The 16,442-nt window shown below is 52.7% G+C and carries 13 protein-coding genes and 1 tRNA gene; 7 read left to right on the top strand and 7 right to left on the bottom strand.

Annotated features, from left to right (window positions below):
- Positions 1-102 precede the first annotated feature (102 nt).
- Complete coding sequence (locus J0A68_RS18595; protein ID WP_206579743.1) at positions 103-879, bottom strand: class I SAM-dependent methyltransferase; 777 nt, start codon at positions 877-879, stop codon at positions 103-105.
- Positions 880-939: 60 nt separating this feature from the next.
- Between J0A68_RS18595 and J0A68_RS18590 the strand changes: the two genes are divergently transcribed.
- Positions 940-2,175 carry a GWxTD domain-containing protein gene (locus tag J0A68_RS18590; RefSeq protein ID WP_206579742.1) on the top strand — a complete coding sequence of 412 codons (1,236 nt, stop codon included), beginning with the start codon at positions 940-942 and terminating at the stop codon, positions 2,173-2,175.
- Positions 2,148-2,924: a 23S rRNA (guanosine(2251)-2'-O)-methyltransferase RlmB gene (gene rlmB, locus J0A68_RS18585; protein WP_206579741.1), complete on the top strand. Its 777-nt coding sequence runs from the start codon at positions 2,148-2,150 to the stop codon at positions 2,922-2,924. Before J0A68_RS18590 ends, rlmB begins: the two co-directional genes overlap by 28 nt.
- A gap of 154 nt (positions 2,925-3,078) precedes the next feature.
- Here rlmB and J0A68_RS18580 read toward each other — a convergent pair whose 3' ends face one another.
- Both J0A68_RS18580 and J0A68_RS18575 read right to left on the bottom strand, forming a co-directional pair.
- Positions 3,079-4,155 (bottom strand): mannose-1-phosphate guanylyltransferase, encoded by a 1,077-nt coding sequence (locus J0A68_RS18580; protein WP_206579740.1) that lies wholly within the window; start codon positions 4,153-4,155, stop codon positions 3,079-3,081.
- A 5-nt stretch (positions 4,156-4,160) separates the two neighbouring features.
- Entirely contained in the window at positions 4,161-5,129 is a 969-nt protein-coding gene (locus J0A68_RS18575; RefSeq protein ID WP_206579739.1) for a KpsF/GutQ family sugar-phosphate isomerase, read from the bottom strand.
- Positions 5,130-5,226: 97 nt separating this feature from the next.
- Between J0A68_RS18575 and recQ the strand changes: the two genes are divergently transcribed.
- From recQ to J0A68_RS18555, 4 genes are all read left to right on the top strand, one after another.
- The gene (gene recQ / locus J0A68_RS18570) at positions 5,227-7,404 is read left to right on the top strand and encodes a DNA helicase RecQ (protein WP_206579738.1); all 2,178 of its coding nucleotides are present in this window, start codon (positions 5,227-5,229) and stop codon (positions 7,402-7,404) included.
- Positions 7,405-7,419: 15 nt separating this feature from the next.
- Positions 7,420-8,709: a phosphoribosylamine--glycine ligase gene (gene purD, locus J0A68_RS18565; RefSeq protein WP_206579737.1), complete on the top strand. Its 1,290-nt coding sequence runs from the start codon at positions 7,420-7,422 to the stop codon at positions 8,707-8,709.
- A gap of 129 nt (positions 8,710-8,838) precedes the next feature.
- A complete protein-coding gene (locus tag J0A68_RS18560; RefSeq protein ID WP_236025665.1) occupies positions 8,839-10,236 on the top strand; it encodes a PSP1 domain-containing protein in 1,398 nt (465 codons plus the stop codon).
- Positions 10,229-10,684: a gliding motility lipoprotein GldH gene (locus J0A68_RS18555; RefSeq protein WP_206579735.1), complete on the top strand. Its 456-nt coding sequence runs from the start codon at positions 10,229-10,231 to the stop codon at positions 10,682-10,684. The genes J0A68_RS18560 and J0A68_RS18555 overlap by 8 nt, the downstream gene beginning before the upstream one ends.
- A gap of 136 nt (positions 10,685-10,820) precedes the next feature.
- Here the strand turns inward: J0A68_RS18555 and J0A68_RS18550 are convergent, their stop codons facing one another.
- The gene (locus J0A68_RS18550; RefSeq protein WP_206579734.1) at positions 10,821-12,158 is read right to left on the bottom strand and encodes a nitrogen regulation protein NR(II); all 1,338 of its coding nucleotides are present in this window, start codon (positions 12,156-12,158) and stop codon (positions 10,821-10,823) included.
- A gap of 337 nt (positions 12,159-12,495) precedes the next feature.
- Entirely contained in the window at positions 12,496-12,750 is a 255-nt protein-coding gene (locus J0A68_RS18545; protein ID WP_206579733.1) for a hypothetical protein, read from the bottom strand.
- Between the two features lie 390 nt (positions 12,751-13,140).
- On the opposite strand from J0A68_RS18545, the gene J0A68_RS18540 reads away from it, so the two are divergent.
- Positions 13,141-13,229: transfer RNA gene (locus J0A68_RS18540), tRNA-Ser, on the top strand.
- Between the two features lie 166 nt (positions 13,230-13,395).
- Here the strand turns inward: J0A68_RS18540 and J0A68_RS18535 are convergent.
- Together J0A68_RS18535 and J0A68_RS18530 are read right to left on the bottom strand one after the other, a co-directional pair.
- The gene (locus J0A68_RS18535; RefSeq protein ID WP_206579732.1) at positions 13,396-14,613 is read right to left on the bottom strand and encodes a hypothetical protein; all 1,218 of its coding nucleotides are present in this window, start codon (positions 14,611-14,613) and stop codon (positions 13,396-13,398) included.
- Between the two features lie 649 nt (positions 14,614-15,262).
- A complete protein-coding gene (locus J0A68_RS18530; protein WP_206579731.1) occupies positions 15,263-16,441 on the bottom strand; it encodes a glycosyltransferase family 4 protein in 1,179 nt (392 codons plus the stop codon).
- Between the last annotated feature and the right edge of the window lies 1 nt (position 16,442).

Genomic DNA, 16,442 nt, shown 5'->3' with positions numbered 1-16,442 from the left:
CGCGCCCTGTTTTAGCCCCGAATGGGATTCGGGGCTAAAAAACAATCGACAACACATGAGCCCTGAAGGGGCGATCTGTATAGCCTATCATTTTTAACCCAATTATTTTTTCCACATCACATAAAACAAATCCAGGCCCTCGGCGGGATTTTCGACCAGAGGAAAATCCTGGTGGGTGATTTCCACGACAGAAGTTCCCTGCTGTTTGTGGAGCTTGTTTCTGTTCATGCGATTCAGAATCTCGTAGGGCATCCTCAAGACCGACGCAGGCAGCCTATGCTGGAGGTCAAAAATATCGAAGCGCATGATCTTGTTCACAGACTTGCGGTTGGCCTCGTGATACTCCCAGACCTTCCCGTTTCCGCCCACTCCCTTGGCATCCACTTGGTCAAAAATCGACGAGGCCAGGTCGATCAGCTGCTGGGGGGTATACTCCCGCTCATGCCAGGGATTTCGGGAAAGGGTATGGTTGATGTTTGGGGTAGAGATGATGGCTTTGCCGCCAGGCTTGAGCATGCGGTAGATTTCCTGCAGAAAAAGGCGGTCGTCTGCGATGTGCTCGATCACCTGGAAGCTGACAATCGTGTCGTAGCTTTTGTCCACAAAACCCACGAAAGGCGGGATCACGGCCTGACGAAAATCCACACCGGGAAACTTGGCCTGCAGCATCGCGATCACTTCGCCGATCTTGTCGAGACCTACATAGCTTTTGGCCAAGGGAAGCAACTCCTCCACTCCACGGCCTTCGCCACAGCCCACCTCCAGCAAGTCGCCTGAAATCCAGGGCTTGGCGGCAATGTAGGCTTTGAGCAGTCTTTGGTGGATGGGATTGTCGCTGATCAACTTGTCGGAGGCGATTTCCGTAGTGTAGGTAGCCATTCGGAATTTTAGTATTTTGGCAAAAGTAAGTCTAATTTTTAAAACCGAGATGAAGACCCAATGAATCGAATCACCCCCCTACACCTCTTTTTTCTCCTCTGCATCCTTTCCGTCCCCCTTGTTTCCCAAGCCCAAAAAACACTTTCCTCCACCGACCAGGCCCTGAGATACTCGCTCTATTCCCGCCTGGGACTGAAGATCATCCCGCTGAAAACCGGCCCCAGCACCTTCAAGGTGCAGTACGTGATCGAGAAGATCGAGGAAAACCCCACCTTCAGCGACTTCACCTTCAGCCACGCCATCCTGAACTCCTACGAACAGGAAATCACCGACGAGCTCAGCACTACGCTCCAGGAAGCAGACCTAAAGGCGGATACCGAGAGACACTGGATCTTTGAGCAAAACGTAGAAGTGCCCGACAGCCAGCAAACCGCCATTGCAATGCTCAGCGTGGTGGATACGCGTCAAGGCGACGAGTACGTGTACCACATCGACCTCAAGAGCACCTATGTTTTTGACCAGCCGGACTTTGGGGCCTACTATGCCAACGAGGTTCCCTTTGACCAAAGCTACCTCAACAAAGAGGAGTCTTTGCTCTTCAAGACGGTCAGCAGTCCGGCTATCCACACCTTTTTCTATCCCATGAAGTTTGACGTGCCCTATCCTCCTATGGAAACTCGCCCAGCCGACATTCCCAAGGAGCTCAACGTGATCAAAATGGGCGACTTCCTGTCCAATATTCCCAAGCAGCTCAATGAGGAAGGCTACTATTTCTTCCAGACCGATACGGCAGCTTCCACGGGCCTTTTGCTCAAAACCACGCACGAGTCCTATCCGAAGGTAAAAGACTGGGAGGAAATGGTGCAGATGGTGACCTACATCTCCACCCGCAAAGAGCACGAGACGCTGCTGCTGGCAGAGGACAAGAAAAAGGCCCTCGACAGCTACTGGATCTCACTTACCCGCAATCCCGAAGTCGCCAAGGAGCTGATTCGAAACTATTTCCGGATGGTCGAGTTTGCCAACATCCTTTTTACCGACTTCAAGGAAGGCTGGAAAACAGACCGGGGCATGGTCTATATCGTGATGGGGCCTCCCCAAGAAGTGAACTTCTACCTCGACAGAGAGGTATGGAGCTATGCGGGGATGGACGAGAGCTCAAAAATTAGGTTTACCTTTGCGCGGGCTAAGACCTTACTCAGCCCACATTTCTACACCCTGAACCGATCCCGTGCCTACCAGCCGGTCTGGTTCAAAAACATTTCCCAATGGAGAAGCGGAAGGATGGCTTTCTGATCGAAAAAGGAGCCACTGACAAAGATTTCATATTCGGTACCCGAGCGGTGATGGAGGCCATCCATGCCGGCAAGGAAATCGACAAAGTATTGGTGCAAAAAGAGCTGAACAACGACCTGAGCAAGGAGTTGCTCCAGCTCTGCAAGGCCGAAAACATCCCGGTAGTCCGCGTCCCAGACGCCAAGCTCAACCGCATCACCCGCAAAAACCACCAGGGTGTGATCGCGCAGATGTCCTCCATCGCCTACGCCTCCCTGGACAACGTGATAGACAACTGCTTTGCCGTCGGCAAGTCCCCCCTGATCCTAGTGTTGGACCACATCACCGATGTGAGAAACTTCGGCGCCATCGCCAGAACTGCCGAATGCGCCGGGGTGGACGCCATCGTAATCCCCGAGAAAGGCAGCGCACAGATCAACTCCGACGCGGTCAAAACCTCTGCCGGAGCCCTGAACTTCCTGCCCGTGGCCCGTGTCCGCAACCTGTTCTATGCCTGCCGAGACTTGCAAAAAATGGGATTGACCCTAGTAGCGATCACCGAAAAGACCGACAAAATCATGTACGAGGCCGATTTTTCCTCCCCGGTTGCGATGGTGATGGGCTCAGAGGAGGACGGAATTTCCCAAGAGATCATGGGCATCGTGGACGACAAGGTCAAAATCCCAATGGCAGGAAATATCGGAAGCTTAAACGTGTCCGTATCTGCGGGCGTGGCGATCTATGAGGCGATCCGCCAGCGAAAAAAGTAGCAAGGCGCTAGTACCAAGTATCAAGTAGCTAGTATCAAGTAGCTGGATGCAAGTATCAAGAGCCCAGAACTTAGAGCCTAGAGGCAAGATTGGATGCTTTCCATTCACTTTATCCCAGCAAGAGGGACTGCGAGCTTCAAAAAAGGGGAAGATTTCAGACGAAATCTTCCCCTTTCTTTTTGGCGCTGGCGACAAAGTCACGGAATTTCTTTTCCCCATCCAGCTTGCAGATGAGCAGGACATTTTCTGACTCGTTGATCAGGAAGTTGTCGAGTCCCTCCACCACCACGAGCTTTTCCCCGCTGGCTTTTACATAGCAGTTTTTGGTATCATAGAGGAGCGCATTGGCTTCGACCACATTGTTGTGCTCGTCTTTTTCCCTCAAGCCGTGCAGGCTATGCCAAGAGCCCAAGTCTGACCACCCGTAGTCTCCGAGGATGACGTACACGTTGTCGGACTTCTCCATGATGCCGAGATCCAGTGACACGTTTTTGACAAGGGAATAGGCCCGGGCGATAAAATCCTGCTCCGTGGCCTGTCCAAAGTGATGCCTCCCCTCTTCAAAAGCATCGGCCACGTCTGGCATATTCTCGTGAAAGGCATCCAATAGGCTGGCCACTTTCCAGACAAACATCCCCGAGTTCCAGACGAAATCCCCGCTTTCCAAAAAGGTCTTGGCCAGTTTGATATTCGGCTTTTCCGTGAAGGTTTTCACCTTCAGGGCATAGTCGCCATTTTCACTCTCGAGGTATTGGATATAGCCATAGGCAGTATCGGGACGGTTAGGCTTGATACCCAGCGTGATGAGCCTGCCTTTGACCTTTGCCGCCTGCATGGCCTTTTGGATAGTAGCCAGGAATCGGCTCTCCTGTAGGATCAACTGGTCCGAAGGAGTCACCACCAGGGTCGCTTCCGGATCGAGCGCGTGGATCTTGTAGGCTGCATAGGCAGCGCAGGCAGCGGTATTCCTCCGGAGAGGCTCGGTGAGGATCTGCTCGGGCTGGAGGTCAGGGAGCTGCTCCCTCACCAGATCCTGATAGATTTGGTTGGTCACCACGTAGAATCGCTCTGGGTCGGCGATTTCCAAAAATCGGTCGTAGGTCATCTGGAGCAGCGTGCGTCCGGTGCCCAGAATATCCAAAAATTGTTTGGGTCGGTTATTTCTGCTATATGGCCAAAATCTGGATCCGATGCCACCAGCCAAAATCACGATATAGGGTCTATCTTGCATGGGGGTCAAACTATGCCTTCTTTCATCAAATCATGAATATGGACAAAACCGGCGATTTTTTCCCCATCGAGGGCGACTAATTGGGTGATATTGTGATTGCGCATCAGATTCAGCGCACGAATGGCAAATTCTTCTTTCGAGATGGTCTTGGGCCGAAGCGTCATGATATCCTTGGCCTTCAGCTGTTGGATATCCAGTGTTTTTTCCAGCATTCTCCGCAGATCGCCGTCGGTGATGATGCCGGTGAGCTTGCCCTCCGGATCGTTCACGGCGGTGGCGCCCAGCCGCTTCCCAGAGATCTCGATGATGACGTCACGGATGTCTGCATCCTCCTTCACCACGGGCACCACGCCCTTGGAGAGCACATCGCCTACTTTGAGGTAAAGCTGCTTGCCGAGAGATCCTCCAGGATGGTACTTGGCAAAATCGTCCGAGGTAAATCCCCTCGCCTCCAGCAGGCAAACCGCCAGGGCATCGCCCAGAGCCATGTGGGCTGTCGTGCTGGTCGTCGGAGCCAAATTATGCGGGCAAGCCTCCTCTCCTATCGTTGCGTTGAGCACGAAGTCGGCCTCCTCGGCCAGGTAGGAATTGGTGTTGGACACCAAGGCTACCAAGACCGAACCCAGCTTCTTCAGCAGCGGAACCAGCACTTTGATTTCGGGGGTATTTCCGGATTTGGAGATGCAGATGACCACATCTTCCCGCTGTATCATGCCCAGGTCGCCATGGATCGCGTCGGCGGCATGCATGAAAAGCGCAGGCGTTCCGGTGGAATTTAGGGTAGCCACGATCTTGTTGGCGATGATGGCGCTTTTGCCCACGCCGGTGATCACCACGCGGCCTTGGGACGTCAATATTTTCTCCACACAAGCCTCAAAATCGCCATCTATACAATCGACCAGTTTTAGGACCGCGTTTGCCTCATTTTGCAAAACCCGGGTGGCTGTATTTCTAATATTTTTAGCTAAATTCAATTTTACCTGCGTTAATCACTAATTTTGGACAAAGGTATAAAACTAATCGTTCATTCCTGTTTACAGGCATTTATCACCTACTAAGCAGCTTCTTCTCGTGGAGGAAAAAGTAAAAGCAGATCTCAAGAAAATCTTCGGATTCAGCCAGTTCCGTGGGAACCAAGAACTCATCGTAGACAACCTGCTCAACCATCGCAATACCTTTGTGATCATGCCTACCGGAGCGGGCAAGTCGCTCTGCTACCAGCTCCCCGCAGTGGTGACCGAAGGCACGGCCATCGTCATCTCACCCCTGATCGCACTGATGAAAAACCAGGTGGATCAGTTGAACGCCGTGGGAATCAACGCCCACTTCCTCAACTCCACCCTGACCAAGTCCGAAGCGACCAAGGTGAAAAACGAGGTGCTGAAGAAAAAGACCAAACTGCTGTACGTGGCGCCGGAGTCCCTGACCAAGGAAGAAAACATCGTCTTCCTGAAGTCCGCCCACCTGAGTTTTGTGGCAATCGATGAGGCCCACTGCATCTCCGAATGGGGCCATGATTTCAGGCCCGAGTACCGGAAGATCAAGACCATCGTCGGTCAGATCGCCCCCAACCTGCCGATCATCGCCCTTACCGCTACTGCCACCCCCAAAGTACAGCAGGACATCCAGCGCAACCTGCAGATGGAGGAGGCCGACCTGTTTAAGTCCTCTTTCAACCGCACCAACCTCTTCTACGAGGTGCGGGCAAAAGTGAAAAACGAGTCGAAAAAGTCCCTCATCAAGTTCATCAAGCAGCACAAGGGCAAGTCGGGCATCATCTACTGCCTGAGCCGAAAAAAAGTCGAGGAAATCGCCGAGCTGCTGAAGGTCAACCAGATCAATGCAGCTCCCTACCATGCGGGATTGGACTCATCCGTGAGGATCAAAACCCAGGATGATTTCCTCAACGAGGAGCTCGACGTGATCGTCGCCACCATCGCCTTTGGCATGGGCATAGACAAGCCGGATGTGCGCTATGTGATCCACTACGACGTGCCCAAGTCCCTGGAGGGATACTACCAGGAGACCGGACGTGCCGGCAGGGACGGTCTGGAAGGACACTGCCTGATGTTTTACCGCTACGAAGACATCATCAAGCTCGAAAAATTCAACAAAGACAAGCCAGTCACCGAGCGGGAAAACGCCAAAATCCTCCTGCAGGAAATGGCCGCCTATGCCGAAACCGGCGTCTGCCGAAGGAAGTTTATCCTGAATTACTTTGGGGAGACGCTCGAAGAGGACTGTGGCTTCTGCGACAACTGCAAGCGTGAACGGGAGACCTTTGAGGGAATGGACGAGCTGCTGGTTGCCCTGGATGCGGTCAAGCAGACCGGGGAGCGATTCAGCCTGCTGCACTTGGTCAAGGTCATCCGCGGCGAAGTGGACGACTACATCAAAAGCTACAAGCACGACCTCCTGCCCGTCTTCGGAAAGGGAAAGGACGAGTCGGACAAGCACTGGACCTCGGTCGTTCGCCAGGCGATGATCACTGCGCTTTTGGAAAAGGACATCGAGAACTACGGGATACTCAAGCTGACGCCGAAGGGTTCTGACTTTATGGAGGCACCCTACGCCGTCGATTTGTTTAAGGATCACGACTACGAAAAACTCACCGAGTCGGAGACCGTGGAGGTGCAGATCAACACCGGCCCAGCCTACGACGAAAAGCTCTTTGAGCTGCTCAAGGCCGAGCGCAAGCGCGTCGCAAAGACGAAAAACCTTCCCCCCTACGTCATCTTCCAAGACCCGTCTTTGGAAGAAATGGCCACCGTCTACCCCACCACCCGCGAAGAACTTGCGCAGATAAATGGTGTAGGTATGGGAAAAGTTGTGAAATTTGGGGCTCCGTTCCTGAAGCTGATCAATGCCTATGTGGAGGAAAACGAAATCGAGACTGCCACTGAAGTAGTGGTAAAAACCTCCGGAACCCGATCCAAGGTGAAGATTTCGATTATCCAGCAGATTGACCGCAAGATCGACCTGGATGAGATTGCAGAAAATCTCAACATCTCAATGGATGAACTGCTTCAGGAAATAGAGCAGATCATCTATAGCGGAACCAAACTAAATATCGACTACTACATTCAGCACATCATGGACGAAGAGCGGGAAGACACGCTCCATGACTACTTCATGAATGCGGAAAGCGATCGTATCAAATCGGCATTGGAGGAACTCGGCGACGAGGACTTTGCAGAGGACGAACTGCGGGTCTATCGCATCAAGTTCATCTCCGAACATGCCAACTAAACAAGAACCGAGTCAATGAATATACTCTTATTGGGAAGCGGAGGCAGAGAGCATGCCTTTGCTTGGAAGATCGTACAAAGCCCGGACTGCTCCAGGCTTTTTGTCGCCCCTGGAAATGCCGGCACCGCCGACATCGCCCAAAACATCCCACTTTCCATCACCGATTTTCCCGCGATCCATCGATTCATACTGGACGAATCGATAGACATGGTTGTGGTAGGTCCCGAAGAGCCCCTCGTCAAGGGTCTGGTGGACTATCTCCAGTCCCAGCCTGACACCGCCCAGCTGCCCATCGTCGGCCCCTCCCAACTGGGTGCCACCCTGGAGGGAAGCAAGGACTTCTCCAAGCGCTTTATGCAGCGCAACGGGGTCCCCACGGCAGCCTACGAAACCTTCTCCGCCGAGGAGATCGAAGCGGGCTTGGCCTATTTGGAAAAACAAAGCCTCCCGATCGTGCTCAAAGCAGACGGGCTGGCCGCAGGCAAGGGTGTGCTGATCTGCCAGACCTTGGAAGAAGCAAAAGATTCCCTGAAGGAAATGCTGCTGGATGCCAAGTTTGGCGATGCCTCGTCCAAGGTCGTCGTCGAGGAGTTTCTCTCCGGCATCGAGCTGTCTATTTTCGTGGCCACCGACGGCAAGAGCTACAAGATCCTGCCCGAGGCAAAAGACTACAAGCGCATCGGCGAAGGCGACACCGGCCTGAACACCGGCGGGATGGGCGCTGTGAGCCCCGTGATTTTCGCGGACGCGGCTTTTATCCAAAAAGTAGAAGACCGCATCGTGAAGCCGACCATCGCCGGCCTGGAAAAAGAAGGCATAGACTACAAAGGCTTCCTCTTTATCGGACTGATGAACAAAGACGGAGATCCCTCCGTCATCGAGTACAATGTCCGCATGGGCGACCCGGAGACCGAAGCGGTGCTGCCACGGATCCAAAGCGACTTTGTAGGACTGCTCCAGGGCATCGCCACTGGCACGCTTGCGGACTACAAGCTGGAGATTTCTCCGGACTATGCCACCACGGTGGTGATGGTCAGCGGGGGATACCCTGGTTCGTACGAGAAAGGTTTCCCCATTTCTCTCCCAGCTAGTGTTGAGAAAAGCGTGGTCTTCCACGCTGGGACTGCCAAAAACGGCCAAGGCGACATCGTAAACCAAGGTGGCAGGGTGATTGCCGTGACTGGTTTTGGAAAAGAACTGCAGGAAGCCCTGGACAATGCCTTTGCCACGGTGGGCCAGATCTCCTGGGACAAAGCCTACCACCGCAGGGATATCGGACAGGATATCCTGAAACTGATGAATTGAACCCAAAAAAACTAAACGAGGCGAAAGCCCTGTAGATATATGGCTGGATGTAGTACCTGCTCCACCTCCTCGGGAGGTACCGGGGGCTGCCAAAACAACGGCAGCTGCGGCACGAGCGATTGCAATAAAATGAACTCATTCGACTGGCTTTCCCACATGGGAATCCCCCAAGTCGACAACTTTGACATCGTCGAAGTCAAATTCAAAGGCGGACGGAAGGAATACTTCCGAAACGTGGACTACCTCACGCTCCACACGGGAGACCCCGTGGTCGTGGACGTACCCAACGGCCACCACATCGGCTACGTGTCCCTGCAAGGGGAGCTCGTACGCCTGCAGATGCAGAAGCGCAAGGTGCGAAACGATGACAACATCACCCGCATCTACCGCGTGGCCAACCAAAAAGACATGGAGAAATGGGAAGAAGCCCGAAACCGGGAGATCCCTACCCTCTATCGCTGCAAGCAGATCGTGGAGGAATACAAGCTGCAGATGAAGATGTCCGACGTGGAATATCAGGCGGACAACTCCAAGGCGACCTTCTATTACTCAGCCGAGGACCGCGTGGACTTCCGGGAGCTGATCAAAGCGCTGGCCGGGGAGTTCAAGATCCGGGTGGAAATGCGCCAGATTTCCCTTCGCCAGGAAGCCGGCAGGCTGGGTGGCATCGGGGTCTGTGGACGCGAGCTCTGCTGCTCCACTTGGCTGGTGGACTTCAAAAACGTCACCACCTCCGCAGCACGCTACCAAAACCTTTCCCTTAACCCAGGGAAACTCAGCGGCCAATGCGGCAGACTCAAGTGCTGCCTCAACTATGAGCTGGACACCTACATGGATGCGATCAAGGACATCCCCCAGGTGGACAAACCCCTGCAAACCGAGTCAGGCCCGGTGAAGCTCCAAAAGACCGACATCTTCAGAAGACTGATGTGGTTCAGCTACAACAATGACAACGACTGGCACAGCATCAGCTGCGACCGGGTTCGCGAGATCCAGGCGCTAAACGAAAAAGGCATCAAGGTCTTCAACCTGCAGGTGGACAAGTCCACCGACCTGGAAGACTTGGCAGCCCAATCCACAAGGGAGCTCGAGCTGCTGGACAAGAAATTTGCCAAGAAGAAAAAGAAGAAAAAGCCAAGAACCAAGCCCCAAGGCGAAGCCCAAGCCGACAACAGCGGAAGCAAACCCGCCCAGCAAACCCGCTCGGCCTCTCCCAAATCCCAATCTCCAAGATCCCAGGGACAGAAGCCCCAAAACCGTCAAAATCAGCCTGCCGGCAACCCACAGCAGGCAAAAGCCCAAGATGGCAAAACCGGTGGCAGACCGGAGCAAAAAGAAGGGGGAGACAACCGGAGAAGGAAAAGCAGAAACAGGCCTCGTCCCGCACAGAACCAAAACGCGGGACCAAAGCAGGAAAACCAGAATCCCGCACCCAAAGGCGAAAACCAGGGAAACAAGTCGGGAGAAGGGAAACGCAGATTTCCGCCGCGTAGAAACCAAGGTCCAAACAACGGAGGCAATGAATAAAAGTAGCACTTTCGCTGCGGTCGCTCTTTTGGCGGTGGCATCCGCTTGCGGCGGGGATCGGGCCTTCGAGGAATTCCACTCCTTTCAGGCTCAGGCCTGGAGCGAAAGGGACACGGCGAGTTTTGACCTCTCTGCACTGCAGTCAGCCTCCGGGCCAAAACTCATTGCCCTGAAGTACAACGAAGAGTATCCCTTCTCCAACTGCTACGTGCGGGTGATCAGCAGCGACAGCAGCGGCGCTGTCCTGGACAACAAACTGATCAACGTCCCGCTGTTTGACTCCAAGTCCGGACAGCCCATGGGCAAGGGATTTGGAAACACCTTTACACGGTACGACACGCTTCCTTTTGAACTTTCCGAGGGAACTGCCCAAGTGAGTTTTGTCCAATACATGAGGCAGGAGAGCCTAGTCGGCCTAGAGGCAGTGGGTCTAAAAATCCTGAAATAACGGCGGACGGCGATCCAAAAATGAGCCCGCATTGAGATCAAACCTGATTGGGCGGCTGCGAGAGCGGCGGGCTGAAAAGCTGTCGTTCCCGACCTCTGGCGCAAAGCATCGACTCCCCCCTTCAGAAATAAGCACCTTAGCCAAAGGTGCTTATTTTTTTGGCCTGTTGCCGGATGATCTCGTCCAGTTCCTTGGTGAGGGGCTTGAGGTACCCAAAGAGCTTTTGGTTTTCGGCATCAAGCTGCTTCGCATCGATGAGCTCAAGCAAGCCTATCATGGACGAGAGCGGCCCCCTCAAGATGTGTGAAGGGCTCAGCGCCAAATCCCTCAGGCGCTCGTTTTCCCGGTTTACGCGAAATAGCTCTGCCTTGACGTCCGACATGTTGATCACCTGGATAAAAATCCCCTCAGCCAAACCCGTCTCCAGAGAGATGGGTCGGACAACTACGCTCCAGAAGCCAAACTCCTGCTCAGGCATCAGCATCCTGATCTCCATCTCGTGGCTGACTCCCCTTTTGGCATCCTCTATAGCTCTCAAGAGTTTGGAAAAGCGGTTGGATTGGCTTGGAAAGGTCAGGGAAAACCCTTCGGAATAAGCTCGTCCTTTCCAGACCCGGCCAAGGGCCTTTGCCTCATCGTTTTGCTGGGAAAGCTTTCCCGCCCTGTCCAATACAAACACGGCTCCCGGCAGGGTATCCAGCACCCGAGCGGGAATCAGTTGTTTCTGGGAGCGGACGTTGGTCCGCATTTCTTTTGGCACCAAAAAAAGATGATAGCCCCCTGCCGTGCTCGCCAAAAGTGCGGCAAAAACGGGCTCCAGCGAAGTCTGAGGCTCCAGCGGAAAGCATTTGGGCTTGCTTTGGGGAGACATGTGCTCCAGCACCTCGGCCAGCGACTCCAGTCCTTCAAAAGCAGGCACCGCCGTCAGCAGACTGCCCCGCCAGTTTTCCCCCTCGGGATCAAACCAGCCCGATATCTGCCCATCCCAACCAAGGATCCTCTGCTCTGCGTCCAGCGTGATCTTTCCAAAGTCGAGCACGTCGGCCAGGTTGTCCCAGGGCATCTCCTGCTCGAGGAAATGCACTCCCACACCGATCCCGATGATCCCCGACAAATCCATCTCGGGGTTGGTCACCACGGAAAACTCCCACCAGACCTTGGCAGCCTTTTCCCCTTCCGGCTCAGGATGGTCCAGCATCAGGTGGCGGCGGATTTTCGGGGCGCTGAGCAAAAGCTCGAGGGAATAGTGAAATTCGGCGGAGGAACCAGGTGTCAAAAAGTCGCCAAACTGCGTATCGCCTTGAGGCCCTCCCAACTTAGAAAAACTCCCATTGCACCGCAGGATCTTTCCCTCCACATCGATGATCACGAAGTGGAAAAGGCTGGACTCCATCAGGAAGTCCGGGATCAGATGTTCTAGGCTTTTGGTGCTAATCAAGACCGTCTCTGGGTGGGGATAGGGTGATTGCCACAAAGGTCACCAAAAAACTTTATTGTACAAAAACCGATAGGATTGAAATTAAATACCAATTATTTACCTTTTTCAGCATAAAATTCCAAATCAAGCGAGATAAAGGTAGATGGAATAGACAAAAATGCTTTTCAACCCAAGAGGCGAGCAAATCCAAAAGATCAATCCGGATACGGCAGACCTCGCCGAAACACTGGCAAAAGATCAAGCCCATAGCGTGCGGAGAGAAAAAAACACCATCGACGCCTCGAGCCGCTGTCCCGTTGCCGGCATAACAATCTAGGGATTTAGGTAGCAAGGTTTTAGAAAGGGCTTGCCTAATGCAGCAGATCGAAAAAAATCAGGCCTGTTGGAGTTTCTCCGGAGTGAAGGTTTGGTAGTTCACCTCTTTCACCATCAAAATAAGCGCGTTTGCCAAATCCTGCTTGCAAATGGAGACGCAGTATTTCCATTCGCCCTTGGCAGAGATTTCAGTCTCCGAGGAACCGAAAAACCGCTGCATTTCCTCCAGGTTCTCGGAGTAAACCGAAATATACCCGGATTTGACGCTGTTTTCTTCGATCAAAAAATCGCACTTTGAAGTCTGGATAATCATAATCTCTCAGAATTTTGATAAAAGTAGGTTCTTACACTCTCTAATAAATACCCTGTACTGGGTATTTTTAGCCAAAATGAAACAAATCAAAACTGTATCCGCTCCTCGAATATACTAAATCCCCAACAAGGGCTTCCATGGGAAAGCGGAAAAAACCTGGGCGGTGCGAGGGAGTTTCCGGCGGGTTGAAAAAACAGGCAAAAGCCTTCCCTACCGCCACAAAGCCCAGAGGAGGGCAAAGAGCTAAAAAATACCGGAAATATTGAAGTTGATTTCCAGAGGATTAGTCCCGAATGCTGGAAAGTGGGCCTGATTATACGCGGAGGCTTGTTTAAATCTTATCAATTGGATTATATTTGCAACACTTTAGCCGAAGGGCTAAACAGGATTAGAGAGTTGGGTGAGTGGCTGAAACCAACAGTTTGCTAAACTGTCGTACGGGTCAAACTGTACCGGGGGTTCGAATCCCCCACTCTCTGCGAGTCAAAACCCCAGTTGCCTTGACAAAATGGTGATTGGGGTTTTCTTTTTTTGCCCTGGCGCAAACTCGAAGGCGACAGCCGAGCCAGTCCCCAAAAACGGAAAACCGACCTGGAACGGGCTGAGGCAGACGACAGCGCCGTGCAGCTGGGCACCCTGACTGTATTAGGAAGCTGATTCGGACAGCTCCCGGTTTTTCCGCTCTTCCTCCACGATACGGTTGAATATCTCCGCCCGCTTGCGGATGCGGATCTGTTTTTCCCAATCCATATAGGCCACGATCACAAAGAGCATGAAGTACATGATCTGGGACTTTTGTCGAATGATGATACCCAAGTTGGACATGACGAAGGTCATGGAGATGGAGATGGAGATGAAGACCACGGCCGACATCTTGACCATGGCGGGAGCCTGCTTGATGTAGGTGATGAAGTCCTTCTTGAGTATTCGGCTGAACATGTAGATATAGAGGGCGTTTTCCAGGGACACGATCAGGCCAATGGCATTGGGAGAGTCGACAAAAAGCGGGCGAAACCAAAAAGTAAAAAGCTTCATCGGGAGGCTGTAGGAAGACATGTCCACAGCCGATCCCGCGGATTGCAGGCGTTGGGAATTGAGTGCAGACTCCTCTTCAAAGCTTTCCACCACGTTGTTTGGGTCATAGCCCAGGAACAACAGCAAATCCTCATATACAAATATGCTCATCGCAATCCCCCCGAGAGCCGCCAGGTACTTTTGATAGGTAGGCACCTTTTCCTTGCCGAGAACAAACCCGACGCCCATACCGATCAACACGGCAAAAAGGATGTGAGGACGGATCATATAGCAGATGAAGCCGCCCAAAGCCATGTGGGTGATCCGCCTACCCGGCCAAGACAGCCCATAGGTCAAGAGCCCCAACCCTGCAAAAATGTAAGCCCCTTTTCCCAGAGAGGCGGTCCAGAAGTGCATGTTGGGCAAAAACATAAAGATGGTAATTGCATCCCAACCCTCAAATTTGGGGTTGAAGCGCAGGTTTTCCTTCATGAAGCAATAAAAATAGACGAAGCCCCAAAAGCCCACCCAAGTGGAGAAGAACATCATCATGTCATAGTTGAAGCCCAGCCACTTGGCAAAGGGATAGTTGACCCACTCGATGAAGAGCGTACCGGGCACGAAGGCTTCAAACCAATTCCTGTAATGTTTGTAGCTCAAAAAATAGGAAACCGAATCCGACCTGTTGAACTGGGAGTAAGTCCAATACACCAAGCCAAAAAACATATGGTACCAATACATTTGGTTGAGCAGGCCGGCCTTGAGCCACTTATGCTCCCGCTGCAGCGCCGCAAGGATGGGCTGGGAAGCAAAAAACAGGAAAAGGACAAGCAGTGCTGCGCCAAACAAGGTGTTACAGGTTAGTCAGGGCTAAAGATAGGGAAATGTTGGGAGCTTGTCGGGCGTGGATGGGGATGGGGGATGTTGGATGTCGGATTTTGGATGTCGGATTTTGGATTTCGGATGTCTGATGTCCGATGTCGGATGAGAAAGAAGATCGAAAGGAGAAAGCTGAAGGAGGAAAGCTGAAAGCGGAGTCGCCGTACCTCGTACCTCGTATTTCGTACCTTCCAGGTCGTATTTTGGTCGCCGGGACAATCCAAAAAACTGGAGACCGATGACCCTGAAGGGGTCAAATGTAAATAGCCCGGGGTGAAACCCCGGGTAGAAAAGACCAAAACACCATGGACTCCGGCGCAGTACCGTCCCCAGAAATCCCAAAAAACCTGCCGGAGGACGGAGACGGAAAGGAAAAAATCAGAAAGCTGAAGTAGGAAAGCTGAGGTTGGAGTCGCCGTACCTCGTATCTCGTATTTCGTACTTTATGCAATACCTAGAATCCTGCCGGAGGACGGAGATGGACAGAAAAAAATCAGAAAGCTGAAAGCGGCAGCGCCGTACCTCGTATCTCGTATTTCGTACTTTATGCAATACCTAAAAGCCTGTCGGAGGAAGGAAATGGACAGAAAACAATCAGAGAGCTAAAGGCGGTAGCGCCTTACCGGGAAGTAGATGAAAGAATCTTGCCAAAAAAATCCAGGTATTGACCCGCAATGGACTCCATTCTGAAATGACTCTCAACAAAAACTCTTGCCTTTCTTCCCATCCCTTTGCGGACTGAACTGTCGTCCAGGAGTGACTCGATCCTTTCGCAAAAAGTACCAACCGAACGATCTGGAACCAATATGCCGGTTTCCCCGTCCAGTAAGCATTCGCGAATCCCGCCAACCTCGGTAGCCACTGTGGGTACTTCCAGATAAGCGGCCTCGAGCACGACTCCCGGAAGGCCCTCCGTATCGGAAGTAAGGACCAGAATGTCCGCAGCAGAGATAAAAGGACCGACGTCCGATTGATACCCTGAAAAAATGACGTTCGATGGCTTAAATCCCGTGTTAAGCATCCCTGCTCCTGATTCTCTACCCCTACTATACGCTACCTGATCCTCCAATTCCCTTCTCAGAGTCCCATCACCGACGAGCAAGGCTTTCAGCTGCGGGCGGGTCTGGGCTAAGCTTTGGACGATTTGGAGAAATTTGTCCGGGCGCTTTTGGGCGGTGAGATTCCCAAGGAAAAGCAGCACCTCATCGTTTCGCGTGAGCCCCAGTATCTTTCTTGCCTCTTCTCTACCGGGCACCCCTCCAAACTTGTTCCGGTCGAAACTCCTATGGATCACCCTAGTTGACCCAGGGAAACTATAATGTCTCACGACCGAGTCCAAAGAGGCGGCACTCACGGCAACGATCCCGTCCAGTTGCCCAATCCATTGCGTGTAGGCCCATTTTTTTATGCCCCCAGGATTCCAAAATTCCGCGTCGTCTATGAACCTCCCGACTAGCCGCCTTCCTTTTACGTAACCGAAATATCTCAGCCAAGCCGCATACTTGAGCGTCCTGGAGCCATTAAAAAGGAGGATATCCGGGTCGAATTCCTCAACCAAGCCGCCAAGAGACCGGAGAAGCCCGGGATGAAACGAGGGGATCTTTTCAAAAAAAGAAGACTCCAGATAGGGCAAAACCAGATCTTGGCGCCGCAGGGAAACTGATGTAGTCCCGGCATTTTCAAAAAGATAGACCCTCTTGGTGACGAGTCCCAGCAGATCAAGTTGGGACGACAGTTCCTCCACAAAAACCTGCGCCCCCCTTCGAACAGGAGAAGTATCAACAAAGAGTATTTTCAAA

Source organism: Algoriphagus oliviformis (genome assembly GCF_017254915.1).
Lineage (GTDB): Bacteria > Bacteroidota > Bacteroidia > Cytophagales > Cyclobacteriaceae > Algoriphagus > Algoriphagus oliviformis.
This window is presented reverse-complemented; position numbering and strand designations above follow the sequence as displayed.

Coding starts and splice junctions, on each gene's coding strand:
- J0A68_RS18555 (WP_206579735.1), top strand. CDS start 10,229: ATGAATAAAAGTAGCACTTTCGCTGCGGTCGCTCTTTTGGCGGTGGCA.
- J0A68_RS18595 (WP_206579743.1), bottom strand. CDS start 879: ATGGCTACCTACACTACGGAAATCGCCTCCGACAAGTTGATCAGCGAC.
- rlmB (WP_206579741.1), top strand. CDS start 2,148: ATGGAGAAGCGGAAGGATGGCTTTCTGATCGAAAAAGGAGCCACTGAC.
- J0A68_RS18545 (WP_206579733.1), bottom strand. CDS start 12,750: ATGATTATCCAGACTTCAAAGTGCGATTTTTTGATCGAAGAAAACAGC.
- J0A68_RS18580 (WP_206579740.1), bottom strand. CDS start 4,155: ATGCAAGATAGACCCTATATCGTGATTTTGGCTGGTGGCATCGGATCC.
- J0A68_RS18590 (WP_206579742.1), top strand. CDS start 940: ATGAATCGAATCACCCCCCTACACCTCTTTTTTCTCCTCTGCATCCTT.
- J0A68_RS18560 (WP_236025665.1), top strand. CDS start 8,839: ATGAACTCATTCGACTGGCTTTCCCACATGGGAATCCCCCAAGTCGAC.
- purD (WP_206579737.1), top strand. CDS start 7,420: ATGAATATACTCTTATTGGGAAGCGGAGGCAGAGAGCATGCCTTTGCT.